General features: G+C 47.2%; 16 protein-coding genes. All 16 read left to right on the forward strand.

Features of this window, described 5'->3' with window-relative positions; all coding sequences use genetic code 11:
* The first annotated feature begins 1 nt into the window (after position 1).
* The 16 genes from fliN (at position 2) to L4D09_RS03590 (ending at position 16,589) form a co-directional block, all read left to right on the forward strand.
* Positions 2 to 394: a flagellar motor switch protein FliN gene (gene fliN, locus L4D09_RS03515; protein ID WP_428456104.1), complete on the forward strand. Its 393-nt coding sequence runs from the start codon at positions 2 to 4 to the stop codon at positions 392 to 394.
* Positions 395 to 422: 28 nt separating this feature from the next.
* Positions 423 to 872 (forward strand): flagellar biosynthetic protein FliO, encoded by a 450-nt coding sequence (gene fliO, locus L4D09_RS03520; RefSeq protein WP_428456105.1) that lies wholly within the window; start codon positions 423 to 425, stop codon positions 870 to 872.
* Between the two features lie 52 nt (positions 873 to 924).
* Positions 925 to 1,692 carry a flagellar type III secretion system pore protein FliP gene (gene fliP / locus L4D09_RS03525; RefSeq protein ID WP_428456143.1) on the forward strand — a complete coding sequence of 256 codons (768 nt, stop codon included), beginning with the start codon at positions 925 to 927 and terminating at the stop codon, positions 1,690 to 1,692.
* Positions 1,689 to 1,958: a flagellar biosynthesis protein FliQ gene (gene fliQ / locus L4D09_RS03530; RefSeq protein ID WP_428456106.1), complete on the forward strand. Its 270-nt coding sequence runs from the start codon at positions 1,689 to 1,691 to the stop codon at positions 1,956 to 1,958. Before fliP ends, fliQ begins: the two co-directional genes overlap by 4 nt.
* A 16-nt stretch (positions 1,959 to 1,974) precedes the next feature.
* Positions 1,975 to 2,757: a flagellar biosynthetic protein FliR gene (fliR, locus tag L4D09_RS03535; RefSeq protein ID WP_428456107.1), complete on the forward strand. Its 783-nt coding sequence runs from the start codon at positions 1,975 to 1,977 to the stop codon at positions 2,755 to 2,757.
* Complete coding sequence (flhB, locus tag L4D09_RS03540) at positions 2,757 to 3,887, forward strand: flagellar biosynthesis protein FlhB (protein ID WP_428456108.1); 1,131 nt, start codon at positions 2,757 to 2,759, stop codon at positions 3,885 to 3,887. The genes fliR and flhB overlap by 1 nt, the downstream gene beginning before the upstream one ends.
* A gap of 344 nt (positions 3,888 to 4,231) precedes the next feature.
* A complete protein-coding gene (flhA, locus tag L4D09_RS03545) occupies positions 4,232 to 6,328 on the forward strand; it encodes a flagellar biosynthesis protein FlhA (protein ID WP_428456109.1) in 2,097 nt (698 codons plus the stop codon).
* 97 nt (positions 6,329 to 6,425) lie between these two features.
* A complete protein-coding gene (flhF, locus tag L4D09_RS03550) occupies positions 6,426 to 8,102 on the forward strand; it encodes a flagellar biosynthesis GTPase FlhF (protein WP_428456110.1) in 1,677 nt (558 codons plus the stop codon).
* On the forward strand, positions 8,095 to 8,982 hold the full coding sequence (locus L4D09_RS03555; protein ID WP_428456111.1) for a MinD/ParA family protein: 888 nt from the start codon (positions 8,095 to 8,097) through the stop codon (positions 8,980 to 8,982). The genes flhF and L4D09_RS03555 overlap by 8 nt, the downstream gene beginning before the upstream one ends.
* Entirely contained in the window at positions 8,975 to 9,697 is a 723-nt protein-coding gene (locus L4D09_RS03560) for an RNA polymerase sigma factor FliA (RefSeq protein WP_428456112.1), read from the forward strand. The genes L4D09_RS03555 and L4D09_RS03560 overlap by 8 nt, the downstream gene beginning before the upstream one ends.
* Before the next feature lie 54 nt (positions 9,698 to 9,751).
* Complete coding sequence (gene cheY / locus L4D09_RS03565; protein WP_428456144.1) at positions 9,752 to 10,123, forward strand: chemotaxis response regulator CheY; 372 nt, start codon at positions 9,752 to 9,754, stop codon at positions 10,121 to 10,123.
* 34 nt (positions 10,124 to 10,157) lie between these two features.
* Positions 10,158 to 10,877 carry a protein phosphatase CheZ gene (locus L4D09_RS03570; RefSeq protein WP_428456113.1) on the forward strand — a complete coding sequence of 240 codons (720 nt, stop codon included), beginning with the start codon at positions 10,158 to 10,160 and terminating at the stop codon, positions 10,875 to 10,877.
* A 9-nt stretch (positions 10,878 to 10,886) separates the two neighbouring features.
* The gene (locus L4D09_RS03575; RefSeq protein WP_428456114.1) at positions 10,887 to 13,238 is read left to right on the forward strand and encodes a chemotaxis protein CheA; all 2,352 of its coding nucleotides are present in this window, start codon (positions 10,887 to 10,889) and stop codon (positions 13,236 to 13,238) included.
* Between the two features lie 176 nt (positions 13,239 to 13,414).
* Positions 13,415 to 14,602 (forward strand): protein-glutamate methylesterase/protein-glutamine glutaminase, encoded by a 1,188-nt coding sequence (locus L4D09_RS03580; RefSeq protein WP_428456115.1) that lies wholly within the window; start codon positions 13,415 to 13,417, stop codon positions 14,600 to 14,602.
* Between the two features lie 9 nt (positions 14,603 to 14,611).
* Entirely contained in the window at positions 14,612 to 15,391 is a 780-nt protein-coding gene (locus L4D09_RS03585) for a ParA family protein (RefSeq protein ID WP_428456116.1), read from the forward strand.
* Positions 15,381 to 16,589 (forward strand): chemotaxis protein CheW, encoded by a 1,209-nt coding sequence (locus tag L4D09_RS03590; protein WP_428456117.1) that lies wholly within the window; start codon positions 15,381 to 15,383, stop codon positions 16,587 to 16,589. Before L4D09_RS03585 ends, L4D09_RS03590 begins: the two co-directional genes overlap by 11 nt.

A 16,589-nucleotide genomic window follows, 5' to 3' on the forward strand; every position in this document is an offset into this window, starting at 1 on the left:
AATGTCTCAGAATGACCAACAAATTGCTGATGACTGGGCCGCGGCACTTGCCGAGCAAGCGATTGACGAAAGTGTGCAGCCTGCGCCATTGGAAGAACTCACTGATGAGTCTACACCGTTCAGTGACGATGAGCGTCGTAAGCTTGATACTATCATGGATATTCCGGTAACTATCTCAATGGAAGTCGGCCGTACCCAAATTAGTATCCGTAACTTACTTCAACTGAACCAAGGTTCGGTGGTTGAGCTTGATCGGGTGGCAGGTGAATCTCTGGATGTGATGGTAAATGGCACCTTGATTGCACACGGTGAAGTGGTTGTGGTGAATGACAAGTTTGGTATTCGCTTAACGGATGTGATCAGTCAAACCGAACGTATTAAAAAACTGCGCTAGTGCGATTTACCTTAAGTGAATAACGTTAATGATTTTGTCTTCTTTTTTTAAGCTGTCTTCCTTTATCAAGCAACCAATGGTGTTGCTTGTCACGCTGTTTGGTTTTCTGTCATTTCCAGCAACATCGGCATCGTCAGCTACATCAGCGCCCAACCTTAATATAGCTTCAACAGTGGCGTCGCTGGTGTTAGTTGTGGCTGTTATTTTGTTTTTGGCATGGCTGTTGAAACGAATGAAATTTCCGGGCGTGCAGAGCAATGACTCTTCGCTTCGAGTATTGCGCCAACTGCCAGTTGGTCAGCGTGAACGTATTGTTTTGCTACAGGTTGGTGATGAGCAAATGTTAGTTGGAGTGACTCAGCAAAATATTTCACTATTGGGTAAATTGGATCAACCGCTATCCATGGATGAGGTGTCTGGTGGGCAAGAATTTGCGAACCAACTGGGCAAATTACTGAAAAAAGATGATAAGAAATAGTGTTATTGCCGCCATATTGGTGGCAGTTAGCCTCTTGCTAACGTTACCAGTCATGGCTGAAACCGCAGCGGCTAGCAGTGTCACCGTCAGCGAAATGCAAAGTGAAGGCGGTGCTACCCAACTGGTGACGGCCAAAGGCACGGGGGGAGGTATCCCAGCCTTTTCTGTAACGGTTAACCCCGATGGCAGTGAAGACTATTCGATAACCTTACAGATCCTTGCGTTGATGACAGCGCTGGGTTTCTTGCCTGCGATAGTTATTTTGATGACATCGTTTACCCGCATTGTCGTGGTTATGTCGATCCTCAGGCAAGCGATGGGTTTACAACAAACCCCGTCAAACCAAGTGATCATTGGTATTGCGATGTTCATGACATTTTTTATCATGTCGCCAGTACTTGATCAGATCAATACTCACGCGGTACAGCCGTATATCAATGAGCAGATCACCGCGCCCGAAGCGTTAGAACAGGCACAAGAACCATTACGCCAATTTATGCTAAAGCAGACACGCGTGAAAGATCTTGAAAGCTTTGTGAACATGTCAGGCTCGACAGCAACCGATCCACAAGATGTCGCCATGACAGTGCTGATCCCTGCGTTCATTACCTCTGAATTAAAAACAGCCTTCCAAATTGGCTTTATGCTGTTTTTACCATTTTTGGTTATCGACTTGGTGGTGGCTTCAGTATTGATGGCGATGGGTATGATGATGTTATCACCTATGATTGTTTCGCTGCCCTTCAAGTTGATGTTATTTGTTCTTGTTGATGGGTGGAACTTAATCCTATCAACCTTAGCGGGGAGTTTTGGCACATGACCCCTGAAGCGTTTGTCGAAATATTCCAAGATGCGTTGTTCATGGTCTTACTGATGGTGTGTGCTATCGTGATCCCTGGCTTGTTGATTGGTTTAGTAGTGGCTGTATTTCAGGCCGCAACCTCGATAAATGAGCAGACATTAAGTTTCCTACCGCGTTTGATCGTGACCTTATTGGCATTGATGTTTTTCGGCCACATGATGACTCAGATGTTGATAGATTACTTTCACCGGATCATTGAACAGATCCCACAGTTGTTATATTGATGAGAGTTAACCATCAATGAATGTCACTTCAGCATTCTTGCTCGATTGGATTGCTAACTACTTTTGGCCATTGACTCGCATCTCCTCAATGATGATGGTCATGACATTCTTTGGTGCGCGTTTTGTGTCACCGAAAATACGGCTGTATCTTTCTCTTACAGTGACATTTGCTGTTATGCCGATGTTGCCAGCGGTTCCCCAAGAGATCGAGTTGCTTTCGCTCTCGGGTTTTATCATTACAGGGCAGCAAGTGATTATCGGTGTCGCAATGGGGTTGGTGACGCAGTTTGTTACGCAGGTTTTTGTGCTACTTGGACAGATCCTTGGTATGCAATCGAGTCTGGGTTTTGCCTCGATGGTTGACCCTGCGAATGGCCAGAACACCCCTGTACTCGGCCAGCTATACATGATGTTAGCGCTAATGTTGTTTTTGGCCTCCGACGGCCACCTCACGATGCTGAACCTAGTGGTGTTAAGCTTTACAACCTTGCCGATAGGCGAGTCGATGCTACGTCCCACCGATTATTATCAGCTAGCAGGTTGGCTCGGTTTGATGTTTAAAATGGGGCTAAACATGGCTCTGGCTGGGATCATTGCGTTGTTAACGGTGAACTTGTCTTTCGGGGTGATGACGCGTGCAGCACCACAGTTGAATATCTTTTCTTTGGGTTTCTCATTTGCGCTGTTGATTGGTCTTCTGATCAGTTGGTTTTTGGTCGCGAGTATCATTCCGCAATATGAATACAGCTGGGGTCTCGGCTTTGGCCAGATCTGTAGCCTGATCAGGGTGGACTGCTAATGGCAGAGTCTGACGGTCAAGAACGTACCGAAGACGCCACGCCCCGAAGGCTAAAGCAGGCGCGGGAAAAGGGGCAAGTACCGCGTTCAAGAGAATTAGCTTCTGTTGCTGTATTAATGGCGGGTGCCGTTAGTCTAATGTGGTTTGGTGGAGACCTGGGCAGAGGGCTTGCTGAGATCATGAGCCAAATGTTTTCACTCAGCCGTGAAGAAATTTTTGATCTTAACCGTTTATTTGCCCTGATTTGGGCGTCGATATGGCACATTGCCTTTCCATTATTTTTGGTCTTAGTCTTTTTATTTTGTGCTGCATTAATGGGAGCGGCAGGGCTTGGTGGAGTGAGTTTTTCCATTGAAGCTGCAATGCCGAAATTGTCGAAAATCAACCCCGTTAGCGGCTTTAAAAAAATGCTGGGTAAGCAAAGTGTGGTTGAGCTGATCAAATCAATTTTGAAGGTAACACTCGTTGCCGGCGTAGCCTTTTTCTTAATGCGCGCTAACATCGAAAGCCTATTCAAACTGACTGTTGAAGTTTATCCGCAGAACTTATTTCATGCCTTAGACATTTTGTTAGGCTTCGTTCTATTGATTTGTAGTTCGCTGCTGGTGATCGTTGCTATTGATGTGCCTTATCAAATATGGCAACACAACGAACAATTAAAAATGACCAAGCAAGAAATTAAAGATGAGTACAAAGACACCGAAGGTAAACCTGAGGTGAAAGGCCGGATCCGAATGCTTCAACGGGAAATGGCACAGCGACGGATGATGGCAGATGTGCCACAGGCTGATGTTGTGATCACCAACCCAGAACATTTCTCGGTTGCACTGCGTTACGACCCTGACAAAGACTCAGCACCGGTTGTTGTCGCTAAGGGGACAGACTTTTTGGCGCTTAAAATTCGTGAAATAGCCAACGAACATCAAATTGATATTGTGCCAGCCCCACCGCTTGCCCGTGCGCTTTATCACACGGCAGAGCTTGAGCAACAAATTCCAGATGGTTTGTTCAGTGCAGTTGCTCAGGTACTAGCTTATATCTTCCAACTTAAGCAGTACCGTAAAGGGCTGGGTAAAAAGCCCGTATTATCGAAAGAAGCGTCTAACTTACCGAGTGATTACCACTACTAATCGATTTTAAAACAGCCAATTATCAAATGGGCAAATTTACCGCCAATTTATTGACGACTTGATAGGCATGAAGCTTGCTTATTGATAGGTACGAAACTTGCTAATCTAGTTTCGATTTGTTGGATATGACGGTAAAATACCCGTTTCCTGTACCAATCTGGATATCTATCACCTTAACAACTACCACCTTAACGAGTGTGGTGCTTGGGATCACTGAGCTGATATATATGTAGATTGGTATGTTTATTTTGATTTCTGCAGCTGATCTTCATGTGTTACGAGTACACCTCGTGATGAAAATGACATGAGTAAAGCAGCGCAGCGTTACTCAATAATTAGAATTAATGAAGCTATCTTTACCTTTCTTAGAAAAAGTGCCACTCGCGCGTTTGAAGTCTATGCCGTCAATCGGGGCACCGATTATGGTACTAGCAACGTTGGCGATGGTGATTTTGCCAATCCCGCCCGTGTTGCTCGATATGGCTTTTTCTTTCAATATTGCGCTGGCGTTGGTTGTATTACTCGTGACGGTTTATACCCGCCGCCCACTGGATTTTGCCGCTTTTCCAACCGTATTGCTGATTGCCACGCTACTGCGCCTTGCGCTTAATGTGGCATCGACGCGTGTTGTTCTATTGTATGGCCATGAAGGCCCAGATGCCGCAGGGCAAGTGATTGATTCTTTCGGCTCGGTTGTGATTGGCGGTAATTACGCAGTCGGTTTAGTGGTATTCCTTATCTTAATGATCATCAACTTCATGGTTGTGACCAAGGGTGCTGGCCGTATTTCAGAAGTAAGTGCTCGATTTACCCTTGATGCCTTGCCCGGAAAGCAAATGGCGATTGATGCCGACTTGAATGCAGGCCTTATCGACCAAGACCAAGCGCGAACCCGTCGTTTTGAAGTCACCAAAGAAGCTGATTTTTACGGTTCAATGGACGGTGCGTCGAAGTTTGTTAAAGGTGATGCCATTGCCGGTATCATGATCCTTTGTATTAACATTGTCGGTGGCTTGGTCATTGGTATGACCCAGCATGGCCTTGGCTTTGGTGAAGCGATTGAGATTTATAGCTTACTAACCATCGGTGATGGCTTGGTAGCACAGATACCATCGCTGCTGTTGTCGATTGGCGCGGCAATGATGGTGACCCGTCAAAATACTGACGAAGACATGGGTCAGCAAATGACCTTTCAAATGTTCAATAACCCCCAAGCATTAATTATTACAGGTGTGATTTTATTTGTAATGGGTATTGTGCCGGGCATGCCACATATTCCTTTCTTGTTACTTGCTGCGGTGATCGGGGCTATTGCATACTGGCGAATAAAAAAATTACAAGCAGAGGCAATTGCAGAAGCGGAAACGCCATCCACAGAACTTACAACTCAGCAACCACAGAAAGAGCTCTCTTGGGACGACGTTCAGCCAGTCGATGTTATTGGTTTAGAGGTCGGTTATCGATTAATTCCGATGGTGGATAAAGAGCAGGGTGGCGAGTTATTAGACCGTGTGAAAGGGGTGCGAAAGAAACTGTCTCAAGATTTTGGCTTCTTGATCCCACCAGTGCATATCCGTGATAATTTGGAATTGCCGCCCAATACCTACCGCATTAGCTTGATGGGGGTGGCGTGTGGTGAAGCTAATATTCACCCGAGCATGGAACTTGCCATTAATCCGGGACAGGTCTTTGGCACGATCGATGGCGAAGCGACCACCGACCCTGCTTTTGGGTTAGAAGCGGTTTGGATCATGGAATCGCAGCGTGAGCATGCACAAGCATTAGGTTATACCGTGGTTGATTCCGCGACGGTACTTGCCACTCACCTAAGCCAAATTTTGACCAATTGTGCTTCTCAGCTCTTGGGCCATGAAGAAGTTCAAAACCTCATTGAAATGTTAGGCCAAACCACACCTAAACTGGTGGAAGGCTTTGTACCGGATCAACTCTCTCTGGGTGTGGTGGTAAAAGTGCTGCAAAACTTGCTGCATGAAGGTATTCCTATTAGGGATGTACGTACCATCGTTCAAACCCTGTCTGAGTACTCTTCAAAGAGTCAAGATCCTGACATATTAACCGCAGCAGTACGAATTGGTTTGAAACGCCTTATTTGCCAAGAAATCAATGGCATAGAGCCAGAGTTACCCGTTATCACATTGGTTCCAGAATTGGAACAAATATTGCATAAAACTATGCAATCAGCCGGTGGTGAATCGACAGGTATTGAACCGGGGCTTGCAGAACGCTTACAGCGCTCACTTACTGAGGCAACCCAGCAGCAAGAGTTGAAAGGCGAACCTGCAGTCTTACTGACTTCAGGTGTATTACGCTCAACCCTTGCCAAGTTTGTAAAAAATACCATCCCGTCATTGCGTGTGCTGTCGTATCAGGAAGTGCCTGATGAGAAACAGATACGTATTGTGAATGCGGTGGGGAACTAAGAATAATCTTCGCTAACTACCCAAATAGTAGCAATGATGGACAGTGGCTTTGCAGGGCTGACGCCGAGGCAATAGCGAATAAAACGAGAATATAGCATTGAAAATTAAACGTTTTTTTGCAAAAGATATGCGAACAGCCCTGAGCCAGGTCAAGGAAGAACTGGGTGCAGATGCCGTAATCATGTCGAATAAGAAAGTGACGGGTGGCGTTGAAATTGTTGCTGCCGTCGATACCGATGTGGCAAATGAGCCGCCGAAATCTGCACCGCAAACCCGAGATGCACTTGCTGAGCGCTTAGGTCAAGCAAAGCGAAAGCTAGCCGACGATAGGGTTCAGTTACAAAAGCCTGCGGTAAGCCGTTTTGCGAACGTGCTGCAAAACTATACAGGTAATGAAGAACCGAAAGATGCCCCTGAAACTGAGGTTGATTCGCTATCCGCGCTATTAAAACGTCAGTCAAAACATCAGGGTGATAATCAAGGTTTTGATCGCGAGCCAATGCACAGTCAACAGCGTGAGCCTGCAACGCGTAACAACAGTTACGGGCGTGATGCAATGCATGGCGGTGGCATGAGGAGCAGCCAGCCTGCCCGCCATGAGCAACGACGCGACTTACGCCAAGAGCCATCGAGAAATCACCAAGGCATGGGGCGTCAGCCACAGCATGCCTTAGATATTGGTGATTATCGTCGTCCGGCCACTAAGCAGCCTGAGCCGCTTGGCTATGAACGCAAAAAAGATTTATTTGGTGGTCACCGTCAGTCAGAGCCTTCGCGAGGGGGAAATCGACTCGATCCAAGTCGTTATGATGCCAAAGCTAGCCAGCAAAATGGTGATGACATCGATGCGATGCGCAGTGAAATGGCCTCGATCCGTAAATTGCTGGAGCATCAGTTATCTGGGCTCATGTGGCAGGAGGTCGAGCGCCGTGAACCGATGCGCGCGATGATGATTAAGCGCCTTGAAAAAATGGGCCTCTCTCCTGAGCTTGCCGATCAGCTGGCGTGTTATATCCCAGAGGATGTGCCGAGTAATGAAGCGTGGCCAGCTTTGCTTGATTTGCTTTCAGATCAGCTGATCACTACCGAAGATTGTATTTTAGAAACTGGCGGTGTTGTCGCTTTACTAGGACCAACGGGGGTAGGTAAAACCACCACCATCGCGAAGTTGGCAGCACGTGCCGCAATGGATTTTGGTCCAGATCAAATAGCGCTAGTCACAACCGATACATTCCGTATTGGCGCCCATGAGCAGTTAGCCACTTATGGCCGAATTATGGGATGTCCGGTACGAGTTGCTAAAGATGCCGAAGAGTTGGCCGATATACTTCATCAGCTAAGGCACCGTCGCCTTGTCTTGCTTGATACTGCAGGCATGGGGCAGCGCGATATCCGACTCTCGGAACAACTGGATACATTGATGCAAAATAGCGGCGCACAAATCCGCAGCTTTTTGGTGTTACCAGCAACGGCACAGCGTCGCGTCTTGCATGAAACCATTGAGCACTTCCGCCGTATCCCATTATCAGGGTGCGTTCTGACTAAGCTGGATGAGTCTTTAAGCTTGGGTGAAGTGATTTGTGTTTCTATACAGCATGCATTGCCAATCGCTTATTTGGCTGACGGGCAGCGTGTACCAGAAGATATAAAGGTCGCCACGGGTAATTATTTAGTTGCACGGGCAAATGAATTATTAGAAAAAGAGTTGAGCCAACAATCCCATTTCTGGAGTAGCGATAGCTCAGAGAATCAGGCGGCAGACTTCTATGATTGAGAATAGCATGTACGATCAAGCTAGCGGTTTGCGCCGTATGACACGACTAAGCTCTACCAAAGTTATCACTGTAACAGGTGGTAAGGGCGGAGTAGGTAAAACTAACGTTACCTTGAATATGGCGATTTCGATGGCTCGCCAAGGTAAGCGAGTCATGGTGTTGGATGCAGATCTTGGTTTGGCGAATGTCGACGTTATGCTCGGTTTACGTGCAAGTCGAAATTTGTCACATGTATTGGCTGGGCTGTGTGATCTTCAAGATATCATTGTTGAAGGCCCATACGGTGTGAAAATTATTCCAGGCTCTTCGGGTACGCAAAACATGGCAGAGCTGACGCCTGCACAACATGTGGGACTAATCCGGGCATTCAGTAGCCTAGAAGAAGATGTTGATGTGTTGTTGGTCGATACCGCAGCTGGTATCTCTGACATGGTACTTAGCTTCTCTCGAGCCGCTCAAGACGTGTTGGTTGTTGTGTGTGATGAGCCGACATCCATTACAGATGCCTACGCGCTAATTAAAATTCTCAGCCGTGAATACGATGTTCAGCGCTTTAAGATTGTTGCGAACATGGTACGTAGTTACCGTGAAGGCCGGGATTTATTCACCAAGTTAACGCGAGTAACAGAACGCTTTCTTAATGCCAACCTTGAACTCGTTGCTTGTATCCCGCTGGACGATCGCGTACGCCAATCGGTTAAGCGCCAAAAAATTGTGGTTGAAGCGTTTCCACGTAGCCCAGCAGCGCTGGCTTTAACATCGTTGGCGAATAAAGCAGTAACTTGGCCGGTACCGGCAAGTGCGGGTGGGCATTTAGAGTTTTTTGTTGAAAAGCTACTGGTTAAACGCGAACCGAGAGAGGTTCCCTTAGGTGAATAAGGCGCTGACATACGGGCGATACCAAGAAAGTCCGCAGGCCTTTATTGAACGATATTCATCTTTGGTAAAGCGCATTGCCCATCATTTATTGGGACGGCTTCCGCCTAACATTCTTGTAGAAGACTTGATTCAAGCGGGCATGATTGGTTTGCTTGAAGCCCAGCAAAATTATGATCCAAGCAAAGGCGCAAGTTTTGAAACCTTTGCTGGTATTCGTATTCGTGGTGCCATGCTCGACGATATTCGTCGCGGCGACTGGGTGCCACGCTCCGTATATAAAAATAACCGTCGGATCACCGAAGCCATTTCAACACTTGAAAGTGAGCTAGGCCGAGACCCGAATGATCAAGAAATAGCCGCATATCTCGAAATGACACTCGAACAGTACCATCACGCCTTAAATGATGTTAATTGTGGTCGATTAATAGGTATGGAAGACCTCGGTGTGTCTGAAGATGCGGTTGCAAGTGAAGAATCACTTGAAGAAAATCTTCCATTTCAGGGGGTTGTGGATGATAATTTCCGTCATTCGTTAACGGAAGCAATCAAAACACTGCCTGAAAGAGAGGCTTTGGTGCTATCTCTATACTACGACGAGGAATTAAACCTCAAAGAGATTGGTGCTGTGATTGGGGTGAGTGAATCCCGAATTAGCCAGATTCATAGTCAGGCGATGCAACGTTTGCGGTCAAAGCTAAAGGCTTGGGCTGCGTAATACCCATTAGATAAAAACACTGTGACCTCAGTGGAGGCAACTTTGAATAAAAACATGAAAATCCTCATTGTTGATGACTTCTCAACAATGCGCCGTATCGTCAAAAATTTGCTACGTGACTTGGGCTTTAATAACACCCAAGAGGCGGATGATGGATTGACTGCCCTTCCGATGTTGAAGAAAGGCGGTTTTGATTTTGTCGTAACAGACTGGAACATGCCTGGCATGCAGGGCATTGACTTGCTAAAGCACATTCGTGCTGATGATGAGTTGAAGCACTTACCAGTATTGATGATCACGGCAGAAGCGAAACGTGAACAGATCATTGAAGCGGCACAAGCTGGTGTAAATGGCTATATCGTTAAGCCATTTACCGCTGCAACCTTGAAAGAAAAGTTAGAGAAGATTTTCGAGCGTATGCAGTAACTGCCAGTTAGGCGCTAAAAGGATTATTACAATAATGATTTCACTTGATCAGGCAAAAGAGCTTGTTAGCCTATTAGAAAATGGTAAGCAGGAAGCGGCGGATACGTTAGTTAAAAACCTTGTCACTGACAGCAGAGACCCTGTTTATGCTGAAGTGGGTAAGCTAACGCGCCAGCTTCATGATTCGCTAGCTAACTTCCGTCTTGATCCCCGTATTAATGATTTAGCGAAAACTGAAATCCCCGATGCGCGTGACCGTTTATCTTATGTCATTGATAAAACGGAAGCGGCGGCGAATAAAACCATGGATGCTGTAGATAGTATTCAGCCGTTAGCCGATAAATTGGGGGATACATTACAGCAGGTACATCCGCAGTGGAAGCGTTTGATGGGCGGGCAAATAGCCCTTGCTGAATTCAAGTCGCTCTGTCACGACATTGATCATCTACTTAACCAAGTTGAAGGCGACAGCACGATTTTACGTGGCCAGTTGACTGAAATTATGATGGCACAAGACTTTCAAGATTTGACTGGGCAGATCATTCGCCGGGTCATTGAGTTAGTGCACGAAGTAGAAGATCAATTAGTTGAGATCCTAAAAGCATTTGGCATGGAACAAGAAGACAGAACCGAAGTGCTACGAGAAGCACGTGTTTTGTCGCCAGAAGGGCCGATTGTCAACAGCGAGGTACGTGAGGATGTCATGTCTACCCAGGATGATGTAGACGACTTGCTGTCGAGTCTTGGATTTTAGGGGAATTATATGAGCTTTGATTTAGACGAAGATATCCTGCAAGACTTTTTGATTGAAGCAGGAGAGATTCTTGAGTTGCTTTCTGAGCAGCTGGTAGAGCTTGAGCGTAGCCCTGACGATTCAGAGTTGCTTAATGCTATTTTCCGTGGTTTCCACACCGTAAAAGGTGGCGCTGGTTTTCTTTCTCTCGCTGAGCTGGTTGATGCTTGTCATGGTGCAGAGAATATTTTCGATTTGCTTAGAACGGGCAAGCGCTCGGTAACATCTGAATTGATGGATGTGATCCTAGAAGCGCTAGACACGATCAACGTGATGTTTGCACAGGTGCAAGAACGTGAACCTGTCGACCCAGCAGAGCAAAGCTTACTGGACGCACTCCAACGCTTTAGCCAGCCCGTAACTGCAGAAGAGCTGTTGCAGGCTACTCAGCCTCAAGCACCTGTCATTGAACAGCCTGCGGCTCCCGTTATTGAAGCGGCCGCAGTAGCAGCAGTACCAGATGTTGCACCGACGTCAGCCACTTCTTCAGGAGCGGCTATTTCAGGTAATGGTATTGATGATATCACTCAAGATGAATTTGACCGTCTACTTGATGAGCTTCATGGTGTCGGCGGCAGCCCGTCCGGTGTAGCGCAGCCCACGAGCTATGCTACCGAGACAGTTCCAAGCCACTCTTCACCAAGTGGCATTGTGACTCAGATCCAATCTGAAAGCGGCGACATCACCGATGATGAATTCGAACGCTTACTCGATGAATTACATGGCAGCGGTAAAGGTCCGGGTAATAGCGACGTTGTGGCTGAGGTAACCCCTGCGGTTGCTGCGCCTGTAGCAAGTGTTCCCGCAACCAGTGTTCCAGCAGATACAGGCGCAACCAGCGGTGACGATGACATTATGACTGACGATGAATTCGAGCGTTTGCTTGATGAACTTCACGGCAGTGGTAAAGGTCCATTAGCAGAAGAGCTTGAGATTGCCACCAAGCCTGTTGCTGACATGCTTGACGATGTCAGTACATTCGCAGACGCTGTTATCGCACAATCGGCGCCCGTATCATCTCAAGCACAAGCGTCAGTAGAGGCAGCAGCACCTGTTGCTAAAGCTGCTGTTCAACCTGCAGCAGTCGCACCTGTAAGTGCACCAGTTGAAGAGCGTAAAGTTAAACCCGTTGCAGTTAAAGAGAAAAGCAAAGCCGCAGAAGCGACCGTACGTGTCGATACATCAACCCTTGATGTCATTATGAACATGGTGGGTGAGCTTGTACTGGTACGTAACCGCTTGGTTAGCTTGGGCTTGAACAGTAACGATGAAGAAATGTCGAAAGCGGTAGCCAACCTTGATGTTGTCACCGCGGATCTACAGGGCGCGGTAATGAAAACGCGCATGCAGCCAATCAAGAAAGTGTTTGGTCGCTTCCCACGTGTTGTACGCGATTTGGCACGTAACCTGAATAAAGACATTGTGCTGGAAATGCGCGGTGAAGAAACGGATTTAGATAAAAACTTAGTTGAAGCGCTGGCTGATCCACTTGTCCACCTAGTGCGCAACTCGGTTGACCATGGCATTGAAATGCCAGCGATCCGTGAAAAAGCCGGTAAACCTCGTGTCGGTACTGTCATGCTCTCGGCATCACAAGAAGGCGACCATATCTTACTGTCAATTGAAGATGACGGTGGTGGTATGTGCCCCGATAAACTACGCGGCATTGCGGTTGATCGTGGCGTGATGGATGCTGATGCAGCCTCACGTTTAACCGATACCGAATGTTATAACCTGATTTTTGCGCCAGGGTTCTCGACCAAAAAAGAAATTTCAGATATTTCTGGTCGCGGTGTTGGAATGGACGTAGTGAAAACGGGGATCAGCCAGTTAAACGGTTCGATCAGCATTGATTCTGCACTAGGTAAAGGGACACGCATCGACATTAAAGTGCCGTTGACGTTAGCTATCTTGCCGACACTAATGGTTGGCGTGGCAGAGCAGCCATTTGCATTGCCATTACCAAGTGTGAACGAGATATTCCATTTAGATCTGCGCAAGACCAACACGGTAGATGGCCAGCTAACGATCATTGTTCGTGATAAAGCTATTCCGTTGTTCTACTTGCAAGATTGGTTATCTGGCGTTGGTATTCCAAAGCGTGAACGCGAACACGGTCATGTTGTTATTGTTCAAATTGGGCATCAGCGTATCGGTTTTGTTGTTGATACTTTGATTGGCCAAGAAGAAGTCGTGATCAAGCCACTCGATGATTTGTTGCAGGGTACGCCGGGTATGGCGGGTGCAACAATCACCAGCGATGGTCATATTGCACTGATCTTGGATGTACCAAACTTGCTGAAGCATTACGCAGGTCGTTAACGACCCATTTAAGCCACTGGGATGGGGCTTAATGAATATAATTAGAACGAAAAAGCACTGACTGATTTAGGTTGGTATTAATGGCTTCACCGTCGCGGTGAAGCCATTAAGTCTTTATTTGAGAGCTGCAACATAGTTGGTTTGATTGAACTCATAAACGGGATGAAAAATTTAACATGGCTGTAAAAGTATTGGTGGTGGATGATTCAAGCTTTTTCCGCCGGCGTGTGAGTGAAATTATTAATGCCGATCCACGACTGGAGGTTGTCGGTAATGCCGTCAACGGAAAAGAAGCGGTTGAAATGACCAAACGGCTAAACCCTGACGTCATCACCATGGATATTGAAATGCCGGTGATGGATGGTATTACTGCCGTGCGTGAAATTATGCAGGCAACGCCAACCCCTATTTTGATGTTCTCCTCACTAACTCATGAAGGTGCCAAGTCCACGCTTGATGCTCTCGATGCTGGCGCGTTAGACTTTCTGCCGAAAAAATTTGAAGACATTGCACGTAACCGTGATGAGGCCGTTGGCCTATTGCAAAAACGTGTCGCTGAATTAGCGCGTAAGCGTGTATTTATGCGCCGAGCGGTACGAGCTACTGCACAATCCTCAACGGCGACATTAGCGCGAGAAGCCTCGCGAGAGACAACACGTTCTCTGGCCAGTGCTAGTAATAATCGAACTTCGCTGACGACTGCCAGTTCTTCTCCCGCGACAGCGCGTCAACCCGTGCGCAGTGCACCAGCCGTTAAACCTGCTACTCGATTTAAAGCCTCGGGCAAGAAGTACCAGTTAGTTGCTATCGGTACTTCAACCGGAGGACCTGTGGCGCTACAGAAAATACTGACGAAATTACCGGCCAATTTCCCGTATCCCATCGTACTGGTACAACACATGCCCGCGACCTTCACGGCTGCCTTTGCATCACGGTTGAATAACCTTTGCCAGATCGGCGTGAAAGAAGCAGATGACGGCGATATCTTAAAACCGGGCATGGCTTACCTAGCACCAGGCGGCAAGCAGATGATGGTTGACGGTCGAGCAGGATCATCACGATTGCGAATTCTTGATGGTGGTGACCGCATGAATTATAAGCCTTGTGTGGACGTAACATTTGGCTCGGCGGCCAAAGTGTATCAGGACAAAGTGTTATCAATGGTCCTCACTGGTATGGGGGCCGACGGTCGAGAAGGCGCTCGCATGCTGAAGAGCAACGGCTCAACGATTTGGGCACAAGATGAAGATAGCTGCGTCGTTTATGGCATGCCTCAAGCCGTCGCAAAAGCGGGTATTTCGACAGAAGATCTCCCATTAGACCGAATCGCAGAGCGTATTTTGGTCGAAATTGGCATGGCTTAGGAGTCTGCTGTGATTGTCTGGAGTATTGCCAACCAAAAAGGTGGCGTCGGGAAAACCACGACCACGGTGACATTAGCAGGGTTATTAAGTGAGCGTAATAAGCGCGTACTGCTAGTGGATACTGATCCTCACTCATCACTATCGACATACCTCAATTTTGATGCTGATGCGCTGCCCGTGAGCCTATTTAACTTATTTCAATTAACCGAAATTAATCGTGATACGGTTAAGCCAACGATCCTTAAAACATCATTCAAAAACATTGATATTATTCCTGCCCATATGTCGCTTGCGACTTTGGATAGGGTGATGGGCAACCGAGGTGGCATGGGGCTGATCTTAAAGAAAGCCCTAAGTAGCCTTGCGGATGATTACGACTATGTCTTAATTGATTGTCCTCCGATCCTCGGCGTGATGATGGTGAATGCCTTGGCTGCTAGCGATCGAATATTGATCCCGGTACAGACTGAATTCCTCGCGATGAAAGGGCTGGAGCGTATGATGCGTACGCTGCAAATTATGCAAAAATCACGGCCTGCAGGTTTTAAAGTTACAATTGTACCGACGATGTACGATAAGCGAACACGTGCATCTCTGCAGACATTACAAGAGCTGAAGTTACGCTTTCCCGAGCAAGTGTGGGCATCGGCAGTGCCTATCGATACGAAGTTCCGTGATGCCAGTATCAAGCATATGCCACCATCGTTATTTGCTCGCAACTGCCGTGGGGTCTTTGCCTACAAAACCTTATTAAATTATTTGGAGCGTTTGGAGCAGGATGAGCGATAATGCACGGCTGTCCAGTGAACAAGCGCTGGATGACTACTTTTTCGACTTGTTGGCCGAGCCGGAGCCTGAAGATAGCCCTGCGCTTAGCAGTACCCTTGAGTCCGACGCTAGCACAAGTGAAGCGGTTAATGCTTCTGAAGAGAGTACCGATAAACAGGATTTGCCCAGGCCAGATAACCGAGCGGTATATCAAGATGCTGGGCCTATAATTAAGCCTGTTAGCATCGATAGCACGAATGTTCAGTCGGCAGCTCCCTTTGATTTTGATTCGCTTGATCAGGCCCCTAGGCTTGATGAACCGCTTCTTGCCGTCAATGCCTTTAACCCACAAACGACAGAGAAGCATACCCACCTTTCTTGGTATGAGCCTGCTCCTGCTAGCGCTGGGTTGGAGGGGGTTCAGCGTTTGTTGAGTCAAATGGGCAGCGCTTCGGTAGCTGAACCCGTCATATCACCACAAAGCCAGACTGAAACATTGAGTGATGAATGGCTGCAAGTGATGGCGCACGACGCGCAAGAACGTAATGACACCAGCGCTATTGATGTTAGTGCTGGTGTTAGTGTTAATGATATAGATCCTAGTGATGCGAATGCTAGCGTTGCCAATAATGCGCTTTCAAGTGATGCTGAGATATCGAGCCTTGAGAAAGATGAGGTTGATCTAGGCAACATTGAATCGCCAGTTGTTGAAACCGTGTTGAATACACAGGCGGGCGATGATATCCCCCCCGATAACTGGCAGCAACAGCATCAATTAGGGAGTGAATTTCAGGCCTTATTCTTTGATGTTAATGGCGTAACGTTCGCTGTACCATTGGCCGAGTTAGGTGGAATTCACCAGTTGGGTGATGTAAATCACTTACTTGGACGACCACCATGGTATCTTGGCTTAATGACCAGCAGAGAGCACCAGCTTAATGTGGTCGATACTGCGCGCTGGGTGATGCCCGAAAAATTAAACGACGATGAGCATCGCGAACAATATCGTTATCTTGTCATGTTAGGTGATAGTCGGTGGGGGTTAGCGTGTAATACCTTGCAAGGTACTGAAACCCTCACTGAACACAGTGTTCGCTGGCGAGAGAAGGCTGGGAAACGTCCTTGGCTTGCTGGTATGGTAAAAGAAAAAATGTGTGCACTAATTCATGTTAGCGAGTTAATTTCCATGCTTAATGCTGGATTAGATGTAAGGCTGTAA

Source organism: Photobacterium makurazakiensis (assembly GCF_050336715.1).
GTDB lineage: Bacteria > Pseudomonadota > Gammaproteobacteria > Enterobacterales > Vibrionaceae > Photobacterium > Photobacterium makurazakiensis.

Bases quoted from the DNA above. Each gene is read 5' to 3' on its own strand.
- fliQ (WP_428456106.1), top strand. From the start codon at position 1,689: ATGACCCCTGAAGCGTTTGTCGAAATATTCCAAGATGCGTTGTTCATG.
- flhB (WP_428456108.1), top strand. From the start codon at position 2,757: ATGGCAGAGTCTGACGGTCAAGAACGTACCGAAGACGCCACGCCCCGA.
- fliN (WP_428456104.1), top strand. From the start codon at position 2: ATGTCTCAGAATGACCAACAAATTGCTGATGACTGGGCCGCGGCACTT.
- flhA (WP_428456109.1), top strand. From the start codon at position 4,232: ATGAAGCTATCTTTACCTTTCTTAGAAAAAGTGCCACTCGCGCGTTTG.
- L4D09_RS03580 (WP_428456115.1), top strand. From the start codon at position 13,415: ATGGCTGTAAAAGTATTGGTGGTGGATGATTCAAGCTTTTTCCGCCGG.
- L4D09_RS03570 (WP_428456113.1), top strand. From the start codon at position 10,158: ATGATTTCACTTGATCAGGCAAAAGAGCTTGTTAGCCTATTAGAAAAT.
- fliR (WP_428456107.1), top strand. From the start codon at position 1,975: ATGAATGTCACTTCAGCATTCTTGCTCGATTGGATTGCTAACTACTTT.
- L4D09_RS03555 (WP_428456111.1), top strand. From the start codon at position 8,095: ATGATTGAGAATAGCATGTACGATCAAGCTAGCGGTTTGCGCCGTATG.
- cheY (WP_428456144.1), top strand. From the start codon at position 9,752: ATGAAAATCCTCATTGTTGATGACTTCTCAACAATGCGCCGTATCGTC.
- fliO (WP_428456105.1), top strand. From the start codon at position 423: ATGATTTTGTCTTCTTTTTTTAAGCTGTCTTCCTTTATCAAGCAACCA.
- fliP (WP_428456143.1), top strand. From the start codon at position 925: ATGGCTGAAACCGCAGCGGCTAGCAGTGTCACCGTCAGCGAAATGCAA.
- L4D09_RS03590 (WP_428456117.1), top strand. From the start codon at position 15,381: ATGAGCGATAATGCACGGCTGTCCAGTGAACAAGCGCTGGATGACTAC.
- L4D09_RS03575 (WP_428456114.1), top strand. From the start codon at position 10,887: ATGAGCTTTGATTTAGACGAAGATATCCTGCAAGACTTTTTGATTGAA.